Genomic DNA, 16,289 nt, shown 5'->3' on the forward strand with positions numbered 1-16,289 from the left:
GACCGCGATTCGCCGCCCATGAAAAGGCCGCGTCCCTCACAGGACGCGGCCTTTTCATTTACGCGGTGCGGATCAGTTATCCAGCGCCACCTGCCCGGCAGCACCGCGCTTGCGGTGCAGCAGGAGGCCCGCCGCCACCACGGCGATGCTCAGCAAGGCCGTCGCGATGATCTCGATCCGGTGATCTTCACGCAGCGCCATCACCACCAGCACAGCGACGATGAAGGCGATGGTCGCCCAGGTCAGCCCCGGGAACAGCCACATCTTGAACGAGATCTTCTCGCCGCGCGCTTCACGCTGGGCACGCATGCGCAGCTGGGAAACGGCGATCACCAGGTACACCAGCAGCGCAATGGCGCCGGAGCTGGCCAGCAGGAACTCGAACACCTGGGCCGGGGCGACGAAGTTGGCGAACACGCAGAGGAAGGCCGCAGCGGTCGACAGCATGACCGCCCAGTGCGGGGTGCCCGCCTTGGTGGTGCGCTGGGCCACGGCTGGTGCGTCGCCACGCTTGCTGAGGGAGAACAGCATGCGCGAAGAGGTGTACAGCGCCGAGTTCAGGCAGCTGGTCACCGCGATCAGCACGACGATGTCGACGATCAGCTTGGCATTGGGCACGCCGATCAGGCTCAGCACGGTCTGGTAGGAGCCTTTTTCCGCAAGGGTCGGATCGTTCCACGGCACCATGGCCACGACCAGGAAGATCGACACCAGGTAGAACAGGCAGATGCGCCAGATCACCGAGTTGGTCGCACGGCTGATCTGCTTGCCCGGATCCTTCGACTCGGCGGCCGCGATGGTGACGATTTCAGTGCCCATGAACGAGAACATGGTGGTCAGCATGGCTGCCAGCACTGCCCCCAGGCCATTGGGCATGAAGCCCTGGGTATCGAACAGGTGGCTGACACCGCTGACCTGGCTGCCCGGCACCATGCCGAACATGGCCGCGCAGCCGACGACGATGAAGGCGATGATCGCCAGCACTTTAAGCAGGGCGAACCAGAACTCGAATTCGCCGTAGTTCTTCACGCTGAACAGGTTGGTGATGGTCAGCGCCAGGGTGATGACCAGCGAGAACGCCCACAGGTCGACCGCCGGGAACCAGGCATGCAGGATCGCTGCAGCGGCGTTGGCCTCAAGTGGGATCACCAGCACCCAGAACCACCAGTACAGCCAGCCGATGGTGAAGCCGGCCCAGCGCCCGATGGCGCGGTCGGCGTAGGTCGAGAACGAACCGGTGTCGGGCGAGGCGACGGCCATTTCGCCGAGCATGCGCATCACCAGCACCACGAGGGTACCGGCAGCGGCATAGGCGAGCAGGACCGCCGGGCCGGCTGCGGCGATGGCGTGGCCGGAGCCGACGAACAGACCGGCGCCGATGACGCCAGCAATGGACAGCATGGTGACATGCCGTTGTTTGAGCCCCTGAGCGAGGTCATTGGAATTGTGCTTACCGCTCATAAAACTACCTTTGTAAGGAGTGGACCACCCGATTGCTGATAACGAAGCGCGCCAGGGGTTGATTTAGACGCCTTGGCAATCGGCGCTTTCCAGCTGGCAATAAGTGCGCCAGCGCGGAAAATCATTCGTCTGAATAATGTCTCAGTCCCGAATGGCGGGGCCTTGCGGGCATTTGGCCAGGGTTTGACCGAATGCCCATCCAGGCCTGCGGGCCAAGTGTGCATTACTGAAATACCCACTTACAAATGCACCAAAGGTAGTCCTTGGTAACACCTTTGCACCGATCAGAGGCATAAAAGGTGCAACCTTGGCGTGCAACCTTGAGTCGGTGGTGTGGCCTTCGCGGGCAAGCCCGCTCCTACGGTTTCGGCGGGGGCGCACCACCGAACAAAAGCAAAACTCCTTCCCTCCCCCGCCCAAAACTGGCACCATCGCGCCTTTTTTCATCAAGGCTCCGGTGCCAAGCGCAACGCATTGCGGACATCCGCGCGACGTTGCACTGCAGCGATGCGACAAACTGTCCCGCCAACGACCCGAGCCCGCTGCGACCCGGTTGGCCGCCATTACGCCGCTATGCTAGCGTTGCGCTCGCCAGGAAGGCCGCCAACAGCTGGGAACGCACCCGAACACATGAGGACCGCACATGGCCCAGGCCACGCCCGCGCTGGAAATCCGCAATCTGCACAAACGCTACGGCGATCAGGAAATTCTCAAGGGCATTTCGCTGACCGCGCGCGACGGTGACGTGATCTCGATCCTCGGTTCGTCCGGTTCCGGCAAGTCCACCCTGCTGCGCTGCATCAACCTGCTCGAAAACCCGCACCAGGGTGAAATCCTCGTCGCCGGCGAAGCGCTCAAGCTCAAGCCCACCAAGACCGGCGACCTGATCGCCGCCGACAACCGCCAGATCAACCGTCTGCGCAGCGAAATCGGCTTCGTCTTCCAGAATTTCAACCTGTGGCCGCACATGTCGATCCTCGACAACATCATCGAGGCGCCACGCCGCGTGCTCGGCCAGAGCAAGGCCGAGGCCATCGAAGCGGCCGAGGCGCTGCTCAACAAGGTCGGCATCTACGACAAGCGTCACAGCTATCCCGCCCAGCTTTCCGGTGGCCAGCAGCAGCGCGCCGCCATCGCCCGCACCCTGGCCATGAAGCCCAAGGTCATCCTGTTCGACGAGCCGACTTCGGCGCTCGATCCGGAAATGGTCCAGGAAGTGCTTAACGTTATCCGCGCACTGGCCGACGAAGGCCGTACCATGCTGCTGGTAACGCACGAGATGAACTTTGCCCGCCAGGTGTCCAGTGAAGTGGTCTTCCTGCACCAGGGCCTCGTGGAAGAGCAAGGATCGCCGCAACAGGTCTTCGAAAACCCGACCTCGGCGCGTTGCAAGCAATTCATGTCCAGCCACCGCTAAACGGAGCAACACATGCAGACCTACAAGAAATTCCTCCTGGCCGCTGCCGCCACGCTGGTGATGTCGGCCAACGCCCTGGCCGCGGAAAAACTGCGCATGGGTATCGAGGCGGCCTACCCGCCGTTCAACAACAAGGATGCCAGCGGTAACGTGGTCGGCTTCGACAAGGACATCGGCGACGCCCTGTGCGCCAAGATGAAAGTCGAGTGCTCGGTCGTGACCTCCGACTGGGACGGCATCATCCCCGCCCTGAACGCCAAGAAGTTCGACTTCCTGGTGTCGTCGCTGTCGATCACCGATGAGCGCAAGCAGGCCGTGGACTTCACCGACCCCTACTACTCCAACAAGCTGCAGTTCATCGCGCCGAAGAACGCTGACTTCAAGACCGACAAGGCTTCGCTCAAGGGCAAGACCATCGGCACGCAGCGCGCCACCCTGGCCGGCACCTGGCTGGAAGACCACTACGGCAGCGATGTCGACGTGAAGCTCTACGACACCCAGGAAAACGCCTACCTGGACCTGATCGCCGGCCGCATCGACGGCATCCTGGCCGACAAGTACGTGCAGTACGAGTGGCTCAAGAGCAAGGACGGCCAGAACTACGAGTTCAAGGGCGACCCGGTGGAAGAGAGCGACAAGATCGGTATCGCTGTGCGTAAAGGCGACCCTCTGCGTGAGAAGCTGAACGCTGCTCTGAAGGAAATCATCGCCGACGGCACGTACAAGAAGATCAACGACAAGTACTTCCCGTTCAGCATCTACTGATACGCCCCGACTGGCACCGCCGCTGCGCGGTGCCGGTCCCTTGAACGCACCCTGCCCATGAATATAGACCTGCACGGATTCGGTCCGGCCATGTTGGCTGGCACCCTGATGACCGTAAAACTGGCGCTCTGTGCCTTGCTGCTGGGGCTGGTCCTTGGACTGCTCGGCGCACTGGCCAAGACCTCGCCCATCAAGCCACTGCAATGGCTTGGCGGCACTTACTCGACCCTGGTTCGCGGCGTGCCCGAACTGCTGTGGGTCCTGCTGATCTATTTCGGCACCGTCGGGCTGATGAGCAGCCTCGGCGATGCCCTGAACATGCCCGGCCTCGAGCTCAGCGCCTTCGCCGCGGGCGTGATCGCCCTGGGCCTGTGCTTCGGTGCCTACGCCACGGAAGTGTTCCGCGGCGCGATCCTGGCGATCCCCAAGGGCCACCGTGAAGCGGGCCTGGCACTGGGGCTGTCGAAGGGGCGCATCCTCTCGCGGATCATCCTGCCGCAGATGTGGCGCGTGGCCCTGCCGGGCCTGGGCAACCTGTTCATGATCCTGATGAAGGACACGGCCCTGGTGTCGGTGATCGGCCTCGAAGAAATCATGCGCCACGCGCAGATCGGCGTGACCGTGACCAAGGAACCGTTCACCTTCTACGCCGTCGCCGCGTGCATCTACCTGTGCCTGACCATCGTCGCCATGACCGGCATGCACTTCCTTGAAAAACGCGCCGCTCGCGGCTTCATGAGGGCCGCGCAATGAACTGGGAAGTCATCATCAAGTGGCTGCCACGCCTGGCCCAGGGCGCGACCCTGACCCTGGAGCTGGTGGCCATCGCGGTGATCGCCGGGCTGATCCTGGCCATCCCGCTGGGCATCGCCCGCTCCTCGCGCCACTGGTACGTACGCGCCCTGCCCTACGGCTACATCTTCTTCTTCCGCGGCACGCCGCTGCTGGTGCAATTGTTCCTGGTGTACTACGGCCTGGCGCAGTTCGACCTGGTGCGCGGCAGCTCGCTGTGGCCGTACCTGCGCGATCCGTTCTGGTGCACCGTACTGACCATGACCCTGCACACCGCCGCCTACATCGCCGAGATCCTGCGCGGTGCGCTGCAGGCGATACCCAAGGGCGAGATCGAGGCGGCGCGCGCGCTGGGCATGTCGCGGGGCAAGGCGCTGTTCTACATCATGCTGCCGCGCGCCGCGCGCATCGGCCTGCCGGCCTACAGCAACGAAGTGATCCTGATGCTCAAGGCCAGCGCCCTGGCCAGCACCGTGACCCTGCTGGAACTGACCGGCATGGCCCGCACGATCATCGCCCGCACCTACCTGCCGGTGGAGATCTTCTTTGCCGCGGGCGTGTTCTACTTGTTGATTTCGTTCGTCCTGGTGCAGGGCTTCAAGCTGCTCGAGCGCTGGTTGCGCGTCGACGCCTGCCAGGGGCGGTGAGCTGAAACCGAGCTGACCTTTTCGCGGGCAAGTCCGCTACCACAGCTGCCCTGCATGATTGGAGGGTTGTTGTAGGAGCGGGCTTGCCCGCGAAGGCCTCACCACCGACCACCCTCCATGCCCCCGACCCCATTCCTCCACCCCGACCAACTGAGCGCCCGCTTCCAGGCCCTGGACCAGTTCCTGCTCCAGCACGAATCCCTGTGGAAACCCCGGCCCTTTACCGCCCTGCACCTGGAATGGGAATCCCGCTATCCCGAGCTCGCCCACTGGTTGCGCAACCGCACCCTGGAACAGGCCGAAGCCGCCGAGCATCACCTCGAACACTTGCCGGCCCCCGCGCCCTTCCCGCAGCTCGCGCAGCAGGCCCTGCAACTGTCGAATGTTGGCGAACTGCCCCTTGCACCAATGCCACCGGGCGGCCACCGCCTGAACGTCCACGTCCCCGGCCGCAAGTGGCAGCAGATCGAAGCCTTTGGCAGCCACCTGAGCTTCAGCCAGCCCACCCACCACTGGCTGGACTGGTGCTCTGGCAAGGGGCACCTGGGCCGTCGCCTGCTGCAACCCGGCCAGCAGCTCACCTGCCTGGAATACGACGCCGCACTGGTCAGCGCCGGCCAAACCCTCAGCGACCATCACCACCTGCGCGCCAGCCACGTGCAGCAGGACGTGATGGCCAGCGACAGCGCCCATCACCTGGACGGCAACAAGAGCGTGGTCGCCCTGCACGCCTGCGGCGACCTGCACGTACGCCTGCTGCAACTGGCCAGCGCCCGAGGCTGCCGGCAGATCGCCGTCGCCCCATGCTGTTACAACCGCATCCAGGCCGAGCACTACCAGGCCCTGTCGGGCCCCGCGCAAGCCTCGCAGTTGCACCTGAGCATCACCGACCTGGGCCTGCCGCTGAGCGAAGCCGTCACCTCCAGCGCCCGCACCCGTCGCCAGCGCGACACCTCGATGGCCCGCCGCCTGGGCTTCGACCTGCTGCAACGCCAGCAACGACAGACCGACGAGTACCTGCCCACGCCCTCGTTGCCCACCGCCTGGCTGGAAAAATCCTTCGAAGATTACTGCCGCGACCTCGCCGCATTGCGCGAAGTACCCCTGAGCGGCAACCCCGACTGGGCCGCCCTGGAGGCCGCTGGCTGGCAACGACTGGCGCAAGTGCGCAACCTCGAACTGCTGCGCAACCTGTTCCGTCGCCCGCTGGAGCTGTGGTTGGTACTCGATCGTGCGCTGTTTCTTCAGGAAAACGGCTACAACGTGCGCCTGGGCGTGTTCTGCGACTACCCACTGACACCCCGAAACCTGCTGCTGCTGGGCGAGCGAAACTAGCCGGACAACCTGTGGATAAGTCTGTGAACAAGCTTGTGATGAAATTCACGGTTTATTGGATCCACTGGCTATTTCACGCGCTTCGCTTATTCCCTTCAGTAAGCGAACGCCAACAAAAACAGGCCTTTGCGCAAAGACCAACGGCGCAACGCTTCGGCATGCCTTTCGCGCAGCGCCTGCATGCCGGTTGTGCATAAGCCAAATCCCGGATCCGACGCAAGCCCCTTGCAGCAACTGTCTTGTTCAGAATCTAAAGGCCAGCCCATTCCCTGTGGGAGCGGGCTTGTCCCGCGAACACGGGCGTAGCCCGTGCCAGGCAGCGCGGTGTCTTTTTCGCGGACAAACCCGCTCCCACACCAGGTTCAAGTTCCCACTGCGGCAAAGCGTCGCAAAAGTCATTACAGCAAAATAAATTATTGTATTACGATAATTTATCAAGAATAATCCGCCCCGTTCATCACTGTACGGAGGCACCCCATGAACAGTAGATCCGTCGCCTATGCGCGCTCCCGATTGCGCACCATTGGCGCCCTGGCCGCCCTTCTGGCCTGGACCACCGCTGCCGTCGAGTTCGGCGGCACGCCGCTGCTCTGGCTGCTCGACTACCCCACCATGGTTTCCGCCTACCTGCAGGCCTACGGCGACCAGATGCCGCTGCTCCTGGCCGAAGGCTACCAACCGTCCCACCTGGCGATCGGCCTGGTGTTCTTCCTCGACCTGATTCCCACCGCCATCTCGGCATTCGCCCTGCTGCTGACCGGCATCTTCTTCATGCGCCTGTCCAAGGGCCAGACCTGGACCCTGCCCAACATCCGCCTGCTCTGGTGGGTCGGCCTGCTGTGCATCGGCTCGCCGCTGCTCTGGTCGCTGATCGGCACCTTCGAGGGCCTGGCACTGGCCATCGACCTGCCTGCTGGCGAAAGGAGCTTCAGCGTGTCGATCGGTGTATCATCCGAGGCTGTCTACGAGATCATGAAAGGCATTCTGCTCTGCGCCTTCTCGCTGCTCATGCGTGACGCCAAGACCATCAGCGATGAACACAACTGTTATGTCTAGCCACCCCTTATGCCGATAATCATCCGCCTCGACGTCGTCATGGCCCGGAACAAGATCCGTTCCAAGGACCTGGCGGAAATCATCGGCATAACGGAAGCGAACCTGTCGCTGCTGAAGAACGGCAAGATCAAGGGCTTCAAGATCGAAACCCTCGAGAAGCTGTGTCGCGCGCTGAACTGCCAACCCGGCGACCTGCTGGAGTTCAGCGAGGAATGATCAAGGACTGCAACACCCATGTATTTGCCCCACAAAGGTTTACTCGCCGTACTGCTGGCCACCTGGCTGATCAGCGGCTGCGGCCCGAGTTACACGTATAGGTATTCGCCACCGCCCAGCGCGCATGGCATGAACTGCATCAACAGCTGCTCGAGCGAGCGCAGGCATTGCCAGCAACTGGAGCGTCTGGAACAAAACAGCCAGCGCGCCCTGTACCAAGCCGAAATGCGTGCCTACCAGTACTGCAAGACCGGCAAGAGCAAGAAGGAAGCGCGTCACAACTGCTACCAGCCGAGCTACCCATTCGGCAGCTCATCCGGCTACAGTTGCGGCCGCGATTACGACAGCTGCTACATGGCCTGCGGTGGCACCATCCAGCGCATTCGCAACCCAGATTGATAGATGAACGGATTTCGACACGTGAAATACACCACGCCTTTCACCCTTCTGGCCCTTGGCCTGGCCCTGAGCGGCTGCTCCAGCAGTAGCAGCAGCTACACCCCCAAGACCTCGAACCTGGACTGGGAAACCCCCGGCATGCAGCTCGGCGGCGACCGCGGCCTGCCCCTGCGAGTGGACGACCGCTGCCGCAAGCGCGGTTGCGACAACCACAAGCTGTTTTTCAACCCCGCAGAGCCTGAACCGAGCGTCAACACCATCCACCGCGGCTGGTAGGATTTTCTCCTTTGAGGGCGGCGACTTAGGCGATTTCGCGTTGAATGCAAGGAAGTGGTTTACAGCAGCCAACCGATCGCTATAATGACGCCCCTGTGCCGGTATAGCTCAGATGGTAGAGCAACTGACTTGTAATCAGTAGGTCCCGGGTTCGATTCCTGGTGCCGGCACCATTCAAATCAAGCAGTTACGGACGTTTGCTCAGGCTCGTTCAAGCCTATGCGTAACAACGCACGTAACAAGCACCCTCCTCAAGGCTATAGCGGCCAATCGAAGGCAAGCCAAGGCTCGTATGCGAAGGGGTGAGTAGTAGCAGTATCGCGCTGTGATAGGCCGGGTTTTTCATGCCGTCGCTGTGTATACGCGTCATACGAAACGCCCCCCTGCACGTAGCCAAGCAAAATTTAGGTTGACCCCTAAAAAGCCTGTCAGATTTGTCAGATAGATATTCTTACCTCTGTCTAACCCTTATAGATCAAGGCCTACAGCGTTTTCATGTAGTGTCAGAAAGGTGTCAGCGGGGTGTCAGAACCTGACAAAACCACAGTGTCAGATTTAGCTTTCTCAACTCATTGATTTATAAGGCTTTTTATTTTGGTCTGTCAGATTTGCCACGAATTTCCCAGTTCGTTGTCAGATCGCAAACCCAATAAATACGGGGCCTCCAGCCGATTTCCTGACAGATATCCATGTTCTGACAGGAATTTGGGGGTCAGCCTGAAAAACCTTTCATGGGGCACCCCGAAGCTATCCTTCAAACTGCCCCGCGTAGCGAATTGTTCGAGAGCATCAGCATGCGCAAACCAGCGACCCAAGCGGCACTGCCTATCATCGAAGTAATCCAGTCCGGCAAGACGTGGGAGGTGCACTGGGACTACCAGGAAGCACCCGAGAGCTCGATCCTGTTCAAGCGCCGCGAGTACCTGGATGGCTACATCGATGGTGCGATGGACGCGATCGGCATTACCCCGGACAAGGTGAGCTGTGCGAGCGGGCGCACCGGTGCCGTGAAACGTCTGAATGAGGGCCAGGCCATGCAACTGCGTGATGCCCTGAACCGCCTGCTGACCCCCGTGGTTGCCAATGAATTCAAGCGCCTCAAGTCGCTGGCCAACCTTCCGCACCTGCGACTGGTAGGCGTCTGAAAGGAAAGCATCCTGCCGAATGAACGGTGCGCAGAGCTGAAATAGTTGACATAGATGTCACCTGTTGCGATCATTACCTCACTACTCAGCCCCGTACGCAGCGATTCAGTTCGCTGGCCGTTGGGGTGAAGAAACCGGCCAAAGGCCGGTTTTTTCGTTTCTAGGGATTGAAAATCTTGCGTACAGCGTGCTTTGTAGACGGATACAACTTGTTTTATGGGCTGCTTGCTGGCTCACAGCACAAGTGGCTCGACCTGCCCTCTTTACTTGCCCACATTCTTCGCGTTGAAGACCCGAAGAATACATTGTCGTCGGTAAGCTTTTTCACATCTGGTGTGATGCCAAAGCTTGCCAGCCGCGGCAACCTCTCCAAACAAGCTCAGGACAGTTACCTACGGGCGTTACTCGCCCGAGGCGCGACTGTCGCTTATGGCAGGCACCAACTGGAACCGCGCCGGGCTCCTCGCTTCGTTGACAAGACGACACCGCCCTCAAGGCTCGACCAGGTAGATATCTGGAAGCTCGAAGAAAAGGAAACGGACGTTCACATCGCCATCAGTATGTATCGGCTTGCAACACGTCAGGCAGCCCTTCCCCCCGAGGAACGAATCGAGCAGTTGGTGCTTGTCTCGGCTGATACGGACATGACACCTGCACTGAGGGCCATCAGAGAGGACTTTCCTGATCTCAGAGTCGGCGTCATTTTGCCCCACCGGGAGGGGGTCAATCGGACAATCCCGGGCTCGCTGAAAGAGCACTCGCATTGGATGCGCCGTGTTGTGACAACAGAAGAGCTTGCCGCTCATCAATTCCCCGACCGCGTGCCGACGACCAAGAAGCCCGCGATCAAGCCTGAGTACTGGTAACACCGACACTGAAGCATTGTGCAAAGCTGCAGAATCGCCGCGCCCCCACCATACTGGGGCTCCAGGCAAATCAAAGCTCTGCACCTGTTGCGCTCTGCAACGGATAAAATGATCGGGTCCAAATTTAAAAACCCGGACAAACCACGATTTTTTCACCGCTCCCCCCGTATCTCGTGGCCTGCAGCCGATCCCCTGAATTCCTCCCTCCCCAGCGTCCCAGCCCACTGCAACTGCACAACCTTTCATTTCCTTTCACAGTGTGCAATTACCGCCACTCTGCAAGCCCCCGCTAACTGCGCGGCCTAGAGCCGGCATTGCACCGTACCGCTGGTTTTCACAAATTCACGACGGAAAGCGCGTCGGCGGGAGGGGGATAAGTGATTTTCTTCACCGTTTTTTTTTGCCGCCGGCATTTTTTTTGGCCATCAGGATCATTGAGCCTAACCACTGGCTGTCGCTTTCAATTCTGCGACCGTCCTTGGCTAGTCGAACACCTCAAGGCGCACAAACGCCCTCCCCGCGATAGCAGGCGCTTTTTGGAAAATTAAGCACATCAAGATCGTTGAAAAATTCAGTAAACTCAGAGGGCTCTTGAAGGACTCGCTGTGTCCAGTGCTGTTTCACCCGCACAAACAAACCGATAGCGCGATTGAAGGCAAGCAAGTAAGCTGCACACTCTTTGAAAAGGAGGATATGCAATGATCAATGTTTATTCTGGGCGCAATGTAACCAGCAATAACGAAAGAAGCATCGTAAACGAGTACTGCGACAAATACGGAACTGATCACATTGACGCTGCCTTCCTAGCAGCAGGTTACACTCGAGCATTTAACTTAGGCACCGATGAAGCCTCTATCGAGCTTTATACCTTCAACAAACAGAAAGATGACGAACCAAAGGAATTCACCGGAATCGCATTGGTATCTCTAGGCGAGCACATTGAAGAGTACGCCATGCCAACATTCCATGACGCGCTTGATTTCATGAGAGAATACGCCCCCACCATTAAAGGCATAATTGCCCTTAAAAAACATACAGATTTTTAATTTAACCCGAGCAAATCTTCAGGAGTGTGAAATGAATCAGGACGAACTTCTCGCTGCTGCAAACATCACGGAAGACGAGTTTAAAAGATCAGGCTGCACATTCGAAAACCTTGCCGCGATATATGAGCACTACCAAAGGATTCAGCCACCTCTCATTTCTGCAGCAAAGATGATTGCGTCTACGATTCAGACATTCGAGAAAGTCCACTCCGTACGCTGGCGCGTAAAAGAACCACTTCATCTGATAAAAAAAATTGTCCGCAAAAATCTTGAGAAAGACCCCCAGGAAAAATGGATACATGTGTCTCCCGACAACTACCTTAGTGTAGTTACAGACCTAATCGGCGTGCGCGCACTTCATCTATTCAAGGACGAATGCGCTCCGATAGATCAGAGCATCCGAGACTACTGGGAGCTAGCAGAGGAAGTGATTGCCTACGTCCGCGCAGGAGAAGAGCCACACGATGCAATTTCCGCTAGCGGCGCCGTTAAAAAGGATCATGACGGTGGTTATCGATCAATCCACTACATAGTAAAGATCCAACCGGCCAAACTTACCTTTTACGCAGAGCTACAAGTTCGAACAATTTTTCAGGAGGGCTGGAGCGAAGTCGACCACACCGTACGCTACCCGGACTTTTCAGACAATGCTCAAATAGCGATTTTCCTGAGATTGTTCTCCGGCCTCGCGGGCAGCGCAGACGAAATGGGACTTTTCGCTAAAGATCTGAACCAACTATTGAAAGATGCGGAAGCAGAAAAGTTTCAATTAATTACGGATCACCAGCGTATCGCTGCTGAACTGGAAGATGCAACGAGGAACGTTGATGCTACCCTAGCACGGCTCGAAAGCCTCGAATCCAAAGACGAACAGTCGCAAAAAATCATTAAACAGCTTAAAAAAGACATTCAAAAACTCAAAGCCACAGAAGATCGTGCTGGTGCATCGCACTTCGGAATCAGCAAGCACGGCCTTGAACGGGGAATTATGTATAGCGGGAAAGGTATCTCGCACTTTTTGGATTTAGTGAAGGATCGCCGTGATTAGGAAAGCGTTACACCCTTAGTTTTCTCGGACAAGCCTTGGGCTGACTGGGCTGCAGCGCTAAACACCGCCGCATTGTTTGGCGGCGGCGTAGGCCCATGAACGTGCCCCGCCAGTTGCAGATTCATCTCCTGCACCAGGTCGAGCAGGTCGCACAGCACCTGCAGCACGTTCACCCCCTCAGATCCTAGCCACGTTTTCGGCGCCTGCAGGCGCTGACTGACAGTGACTACGCTCCGGCGCAGGCCCTGGATCTGCTCCTGGTAGTCACCGCCGATCGTCGCATTGAGTTTCTGCCCCACCACCAGGTTGAGATCCCGCCCGGTCGCCTGGTGCAGGTCATCGACAGCGGCCAGGCTCGCGGATCCGCCGGACAGCAGCTTGAGCGCGCCCAGGGCTTCGACCTTCTTCACTCCGCCTACCGTCTCGGTCGAGTGGTCGTCCACGTTCCTGGTGTGGCTCTGGAACTGCTCGCGGTTGGCTAGCGACTCCACCTCGCGCTCGATCGCCTTGTCCTGGATCTTTCCATCCGTCTGGCGCAGCCAGTTGCCGTCCGCGTCCACGCGCTGCTGGCAGGCCTCGCTGTGCTGCCAGACCTGGTCGCCTTTGGGCACCCGGGGCAGGCTCAGCCCGTGCGGCAGGATCTGCTGAATAAACGGCTTGTGCGGTAGGCCGTAGGCGAACGACACGACCACGGTCGTGCCTTCCTCGGGGAAGCCGAACATGCCGGCCTCTTGGCCGCCCATCGGCGCTGGCAGCGGCAGACTGGTGAACACCGGCAGCGCCGGATCCGGCTCGCCGTCTGGCAACAGTACCTGGACATCCACGCCGAAGCGCGGGCGGAAGTCGTCACACAGCCCGGGCGCCGCCGGCGCGTCCGGTACCGCGACCACGCGACCGAAGCGCGGCAGGTGATAACCCCCGGTGATCTCGGGAAATTGGCGCTCTACAGCGCGGCGGATTGCGTCTTCCATCGAATGGCCATCTGGTTGCCGGCGAGGGCCACGTGGGTGACGCGCTCGCCCTGGTTGATCGTTGCACCAGGTCGCAGCCCGGGAAGGGCCGCGATCATGGCGCTCTGGTTGCCCTGGTAGCTGTCGAACAGCTCGACGGGCAGCTGCAGCGCAGGACGTACGCCGAAATAGCTATCGGCCCAGCTACCCACGAACACCTCGCCGTCGCCCTGCTGCTGCCACATGAAGTCGGGAATGTCGTAGACCTGGGCCAGGCTTTCCATCGCCTGGTAGCCCGCCGCCAGGCTGTAGAAATACGGCGCCCGGCTCGAGGCGTAGGGCCGATCGGGGACGCGGAAGCGCAGCCCGGTTTGGCGGCTGGCCTCCTCGAGCACGGCGCGCAGGTCCACATGGCGCAGGTTCATCGGCATCGGCTTGGCCAGGATCGCGGCGAGCTCGCGGCAGAACAGCACCTGCTGTTTCGAGTTCGCTGCAGTACTCCGTTCGACGTAGCCCAGGAAATGCCGCTGCAGTGGCTTGTCGTTGTAGCCCAGGTCGAAGGCCACCAGGCCTCTCAACGGTTGCTCGGCCTGGACCGTGAACGTCGCCCGGCCCGGGTTTCGCAGCTCGAGGCGTACGTCTGCCTTGACCAGGTCATATCCGACCCCGGCCACGCTCAGTACCTGGTGCAGCTTCATTTGCCACCCCCAAGCCAGTCATCCACCTTTTTCAGGGTCGCCTCGAAGCCGGTCAGCTCCTGCTTTTGACCATCGTCCCCGCCGCCACCAGCACCGCCCACGGCGGATCCGGTACCGGATTGAGCGGTGACGGTGCCCTTGGCGCTGCGCTTCTCGACCTTCTCCGGGTTCGACTTTTTCTCGGTCAGCCCGAACTGGATGCGCCACATGGCAAGGATGTCGTCTTCGCGGGCGCTCACACCCTCGGCGAACTGCACTTGGCGCATACCAAACGCGGCGGCGGTGTCGTTGACGACGCGGTACGTCTTGAGCTGGCCACCGCCCTCGGTGGCCTCGGCCACGCGCATCAGATCGCGCAGCCAGGCGGCGTTCTTGTACGGGATGTTCAGCGTCACGGTGAGCGTCTTGGGCTTGAAGCCCTTATGCGCAGTCTCCGTGTTGCTGGTTTGCCCGGACAGGTCGTCCGCCTCGATGCGCAGGTTTGCTGTCACTTTCAGGCCTTTGCCCTGGATCGCGGTACCGTCGAGCAGGAGCAGTGTCATAGGCCCACCAGTTCGCGCACGAAGCTCAGGCCCTTCTGTGAGCCCACCATGATGACGCCGGCGCAAATAACCCACTCATGCCCCGGGGCGTCGTGCTCGAGCAGCAGGCGGCGCAACTCGGCGTTGCTGCCCGGCCCGATCGTCCTGGCCCGTGTGGCGGTGTCCGGCTGGCGATCCTGCAGCGACTCCTGCAGATCCTGCAGTTGCTTGTCACGGTTGCGCTGTTGCTCGGCTTTGCGGCTGGCCAGCGCGCTCAGGTCTGCCATGGGTGAGCTGTCCGCCGCGTAGCTCTCCAGGACGGCCAACTGGCCCGCCATGGACTGCTGGGCGGCCTTGACGACGGTGCAGCGCTCCAGGGGCAACGCTTGCCAGCGTGGGAGCGGCCCGGACTGGGGGATCTGCCACTTTTCCGCCTCGAGCTTGGCCAGGTGATCGGCGCGGCGCTCGGCGCGGACCAGCTCCGGGACCGGCATCAGTGCATTAAACCGGCCCAGACTTGCGGCCAACTGGTCGTAGCGGGTGGCCAGGAACAATATGCACAGGGCGTGCTGCTCGCCCTGGGGGCGGGCCGCGTCCGTGGCATCGGTGAGTTTGTTGGCCAGCGTCTGCAGGAGGTTCGGTGCCGACAGAAAGCGCTGGTGACCGCGCCCTTGCCCGATACCAGATTGGAACGGTGTCACGACCAGGCACGCCGGCGGCTCGCTCAGCTGCTCGGCCATGGCCTGGCGTCCGGCCTCACTCGGCCCCTTGGCTGCTGCACCGACTGGCCCCGGGTTGGTGGTGGTCACCGCCTCGAGGTCGGCCAGGCGCGTGCCGGTGCTGGCCAGCTCGCGATCGGCCAGCGCCTTGGCGCCGCTCAGCTGGTCCATCCACCTGGTGGATTCGGTGGGCCAGCGCATTGTGACCGGCGACCAGGTCATGCCGGCGCCGTCCAGGTGACGGCGCGCATCGCTTTGAGCTTCTTGTCCTGCAGTGCCTTGGCCAGGTCACGCTTCAACTGATCGGCGTGCTGCAGCGCGGCCTGCTTGAACAGCACCAGGTCTTTGTTCACCTGCAGCAGCTGCTCGCGGGTGTGGTCCCGGAAAGCGCGGACGCCATCCGGGCCGGTGCACGGATAGGCGCTGTCCAGGCCACTGAACATCAGGCCGGTCAGGTTCACCTGGTCCTCCAGAGCGCTGCTGTAGCGGAAGGCCTCGCCCAGGGCGCTGGAGCTAAAGCCCGCCTCGATGTACTGGCTGCAGCCGCCATTCACCTCTGTCAGCTTCTGCTGGTACAGCTTGGCCAGGATGGCGTTCGTATCATCTACCCACTCGCCATTTTTCCAGACCTGGTCTGGTGCTGGCTTCTTCATCGTGTAGCCGGACGGGATCGGCCCCATGCCGTCCAGCGTCAGCGACTCGCCGGTGGTGATGCTGTACACGACCAGACCTTTGAAGTAGTCCACCAGCTGCCACTGCTTGCCATCCCAGTGAGCCGCCTTGTTATCAGGAATGAGCGGTGGAGGAGTCTCCACGCACCCGCCGGGGATAAGGAACACGCCAGGCTCCAGCGGCGACTCTTCGGCTTCGGTAATACCGGTGAACAGGCCCATCGGGGAGGTCTGATAGACGGTTTTCGTCTTTGTCATGAA

The 16,289-nt window shown here is 60.6% G+C and carries 19 protein-coding genes and 1 tRNA gene; 14 read left to right on the plus strand and 6 right to left on the minus strand.

Annotated features, from left to right (window positions below; genetic code table 11):
- Positions 1-72: 72 nt before the first annotated feature.
- Positions 73-1,461, minus strand: a complete 1,389-nt coding sequence (gene gabP / locus AB688_RS00190; RefSeq protein ID WP_054895290.1) for a GABA permease — start codon at positions 1,459-1,461, stop codon at positions 73-75.
- Positions 1,462-2,104: 643 nt separating this feature from the next.
- Here gabP and AB688_RS00195 point away from each other — a divergent pair.
- From AB688_RS00195 to AB688_RS00260, 14 genes are all read left to right on the plus strand, one after another.
- Complete coding sequence (locus AB688_RS00195) at positions 2,105-2,878, plus strand: ABC transporter ATP-binding protein (RefSeq protein WP_063541432.1); 774 nt, start codon at positions 2,105-2,107, stop codon at positions 2,876-2,878.
- Positions 2,879-2,890: 12 nt separating this feature from the next.
- Complete coding sequence (locus tag AB688_RS00200; protein ID WP_054895292.1) at positions 2,891-3,643, plus strand: ABC transporter substrate-binding protein; 753 nt, start codon at positions 2,891-2,893, stop codon at positions 3,641-3,643.
- A 57-nt stretch (positions 3,644-3,700) separates the two neighbouring features.
- Positions 3,701-4,396, plus strand: a complete 696-nt coding sequence (locus tag AB688_RS00205; RefSeq protein ID WP_063541434.1) for an ABC transporter permease — start codon at positions 3,701-3,703, stop codon at positions 4,394-4,396.
- A complete protein-coding gene (locus tag AB688_RS00210) occupies positions 4,393-5,082 on the plus strand; it encodes an ABC transporter permease (protein WP_063541436.1) in 690 nt (229 codons plus the stop codon). The genes AB688_RS00205 and AB688_RS00210 overlap by 4 nt, the downstream gene beginning before the upstream one ends.
- A 117-nt stretch (positions 5,083-5,199) precedes the next feature.
- Positions 5,200-6,417: a methyltransferase gene (locus AB688_RS00215; RefSeq protein ID WP_063541438.1), complete on the plus strand. Its 1,218-nt coding sequence runs from the start codon at positions 5,200-5,202 to the stop codon at positions 6,415-6,417.
- A 477-nt stretch (positions 6,418-6,894) separates the two neighbouring features.
- Entirely contained in the window at positions 6,895-7,473 is a 579-nt protein-coding gene (locus tag AB688_RS00220) for a hypothetical protein (RefSeq protein ID WP_054895538.1), read from the plus strand.
- A gap of 9 nt (positions 7,474-7,482) precedes the next feature.
- Positions 7,483-7,689 carry a helix-turn-helix domain-containing protein gene (locus AB688_RS00225; RefSeq protein ID WP_043211003.1) on the plus strand — a complete coding sequence of 69 codons (207 nt, stop codon included), beginning with the start codon at positions 7,483-7,485 and terminating at the stop codon, positions 7,687-7,689.
- Between the two features lie 18 nt (positions 7,690-7,707).
- Positions 7,708-8,088: a hypothetical protein gene (locus AB688_RS00230; protein WP_063541440.1), complete on the plus strand. Its 381-nt coding sequence runs from the start codon at positions 7,708-7,710 to the stop codon at positions 8,086-8,088.
- 21 nt (positions 8,089-8,109) lie between these two features.
- On the plus strand, positions 8,110-8,364 hold the full coding sequence (locus AB688_RS00235; protein WP_253781904.1) for a hypothetical protein: 255 nt from the start codon (positions 8,110-8,112) through the stop codon (positions 8,362-8,364).
- A 97-nt stretch (positions 8,365-8,461) separates the two neighbouring features.
- Positions 8,462-8,537 (plus strand) — tRNA-Thr (locus AB688_RS00240).
- Positions 8,538-9,158: 621 nt separating this feature from the next.
- On the plus strand, positions 9,159-9,509 hold the full coding sequence (locus AB688_RS00245; RefSeq protein WP_063546583.1) for a hypothetical protein: 351 nt from the start codon (positions 9,159-9,161) through the stop codon (positions 9,507-9,509).
- Between the two features lie 176 nt (positions 9,510-9,685).
- Positions 9,686-10,375, plus strand: a complete 690-nt coding sequence (locus AB688_RS00250) for an NYN domain-containing protein (protein WP_063546584.1) — start codon at positions 9,686-9,688, stop codon at positions 10,373-10,375.
- Positions 10,376-11,073: 698 nt separating this feature from the next.
- On the plus strand, positions 11,074-11,421 hold the full coding sequence (locus AB688_RS00255) for a hypothetical protein (protein WP_063541444.1): 348 nt from the start codon (positions 11,074-11,076) through the stop codon (positions 11,419-11,421).
- 31 nt (positions 11,422-11,452) lie between these two features.
- Positions 11,453-12,469 (plus strand): RelA/SpoT domain-containing protein, encoded by a 1,017-nt coding sequence (locus AB688_RS00260; RefSeq protein WP_063541446.1) that lies wholly within the window; start codon positions 11,453-11,455, stop codon positions 12,467-12,469.
- On the opposite strand, the gene AB688_RS00265 is transcribed toward AB688_RS00260, so the two are convergent.
- Genes AB688_RS00265 through AB688_RS00285 form a run of 5 tightly spaced genes read right to left on the minus strand, consistent with a single transcriptional unit; the run spans position 12,466 to position 16,286 of the window.
- The gene (locus AB688_RS00265; RefSeq protein WP_063541448.1) at positions 12,466-13,440 is read right to left on the minus strand and encodes a hypothetical protein; all 975 of its coding nucleotides are present in this window, start codon (positions 13,438-13,440) and stop codon (positions 12,466-12,468) included. The genes AB688_RS00260 and AB688_RS00265 overlap by 4 nt on opposite strands.
- Positions 13,413-14,117: a hypothetical protein gene (locus AB688_RS00270; RefSeq protein WP_063541450.1), complete on the minus strand. Its 705-nt coding sequence runs from the start codon at positions 14,115-14,117 to the stop codon at positions 13,413-13,415. The genes AB688_RS00265 and AB688_RS00270 overlap by 28 nt, the downstream gene beginning before the upstream one ends.
- On the minus strand, positions 14,114-14,659 hold the full coding sequence (locus tag AB688_RS00275; RefSeq protein ID WP_063541452.1) for a hypothetical protein: 546 nt from the start codon (positions 14,657-14,659) through the stop codon (positions 14,114-14,116). The genes AB688_RS00270 and AB688_RS00275 overlap by 4 nt, the downstream gene beginning before the upstream one ends.
- Positions 14,656-15,579, minus strand: coding sequence for a hypothetical protein (locus tag AB688_RS00280; protein WP_063541454.1), 924 nt, complete (start codon positions 15,577-15,579; stop codon positions 14,656-14,658). The genes AB688_RS00275 and AB688_RS00280 overlap by 4 nt, the downstream gene beginning before the upstream one ends.
- Complete coding sequence (locus AB688_RS00285) at positions 15,576-16,286, minus strand: hypothetical protein (RefSeq protein WP_063541456.1); 711 nt, start codon at positions 16,284-16,286, stop codon at positions 15,576-15,578. Before AB688_RS00285 ends, AB688_RS00280 begins: the two co-directional genes overlap by 4 nt.
- Positions 16,287-16,289 lie beyond the last annotated feature (3 nt).

Origin of the sequence: Pseudomonas putida, from assembly GCF_001636055.1 — a bacterium.
Taxonomy (GTDB): Bacteria; Pseudomonadota; Gammaproteobacteria; order Pseudomonadales; family Pseudomonadaceae; genus Aquipseudomonas; species Aquipseudomonas machongensis.

Excerpts from the sequence above, each read along its gene's own strand:
- gabP (WP_054895290.1), bottom strand. The coding sequence starts at position 1,461 with ATGAGCGGTAAGCACAATTCCAATGACCTCGCTCAGGGGCTCAAACAA.
- AB688_RS00195 (WP_063541432.1), top strand. The coding sequence starts at position 2,105 with ATGGCCCAGGCCACGCCCGCGCTGGAAATCCGCAATCTGCACAAACGC.
- AB688_RS00200 (WP_054895292.1), top strand. The coding sequence starts at position 2,891 with ATGCAGACCTACAAGAAATTCCTCCTGGCCGCTGCCGCCACGCTGGTG.
- AB688_RS00205 (WP_063541434.1), top strand. The coding sequence starts at position 3,701 with ATGAATATAGACCTGCACGGATTCGGTCCGGCCATGTTGGCTGGCACC.
- AB688_RS00210 (WP_063541436.1), top strand. The coding sequence starts at position 4,393 with ATGAACTGGGAAGTCATCATCAAGTGGCTGCCACGCCTGGCCCAGGGC.
- AB688_RS00215 (WP_063541438.1), top strand. The coding sequence starts at position 5,200 with ATGCCCCCGACCCCATTCCTCCACCCCGACCAACTGAGCGCCCGCTTC.
- AB688_RS00220 (WP_054895538.1), top strand. The coding sequence starts at position 6,895 with ATGAACAGTAGATCCGTCGCCTATGCGCGCTCCCGATTGCGCACCATT.
- AB688_RS00225 (WP_043211003.1), top strand. The coding sequence starts at position 7,483 with ATGCCGATAATCATCCGCCTCGACGTCGTCATGGCCCGGAACAAGATC.
- AB688_RS00230 (WP_063541440.1), top strand. The coding sequence starts at position 7,708 with ATGTATTTGCCCCACAAAGGTTTACTCGCCGTACTGCTGGCCACCTGG.
- AB688_RS00245 (WP_063546583.1), top strand. The coding sequence starts at position 9,159 with ATGCGCAAACCAGCGACCCAAGCGGCACTGCCTATCATCGAAGTAATC.
- AB688_RS00255 (WP_063541444.1), top strand. The coding sequence starts at position 11,074 with ATGATCAATGTTTATTCTGGGCGCAATGTAACCAGCAATAACGAAAGA.
- AB688_RS00260 (WP_063541446.1), top strand. The coding sequence starts at position 11,453 with ATGAATCAGGACGAACTTCTCGCTGCTGCAAACATCACGGAAGACGAG.
- AB688_RS00265 (WP_063541448.1), bottom strand. The coding sequence starts at position 13,440 with ATGGAAGACGCAATCCGCCGCGCTGTAGAGCGCCAATTTCCCGAGATC.
- AB688_RS00270 (WP_063541450.1), bottom strand. The coding sequence starts at position 14,117 with ATGAAGCTGCACCAGGTACTGAGCGTGGCCGGGGTCGGATATGACCTG.
- AB688_RS00275 (WP_063541452.1), bottom strand. The coding sequence starts at position 14,659 with ATGACACTGCTCCTGCTCGACGGTACCGCGATCCAGGGCAAAGGCCTG.
- AB688_RS00280 (WP_063541454.1), bottom strand. The coding sequence starts at position 15,579 with ATGACCTGGTCGCCGGTCACAATGCGCTGGCCCACCGAATCCACCAGG.
- AB688_RS00285 (WP_063541456.1), bottom strand. The coding sequence starts at position 16,286 with ATGACAAAGACGAAAACCGTCTATCAGACCTCCCCGATGGGCCTGTTC.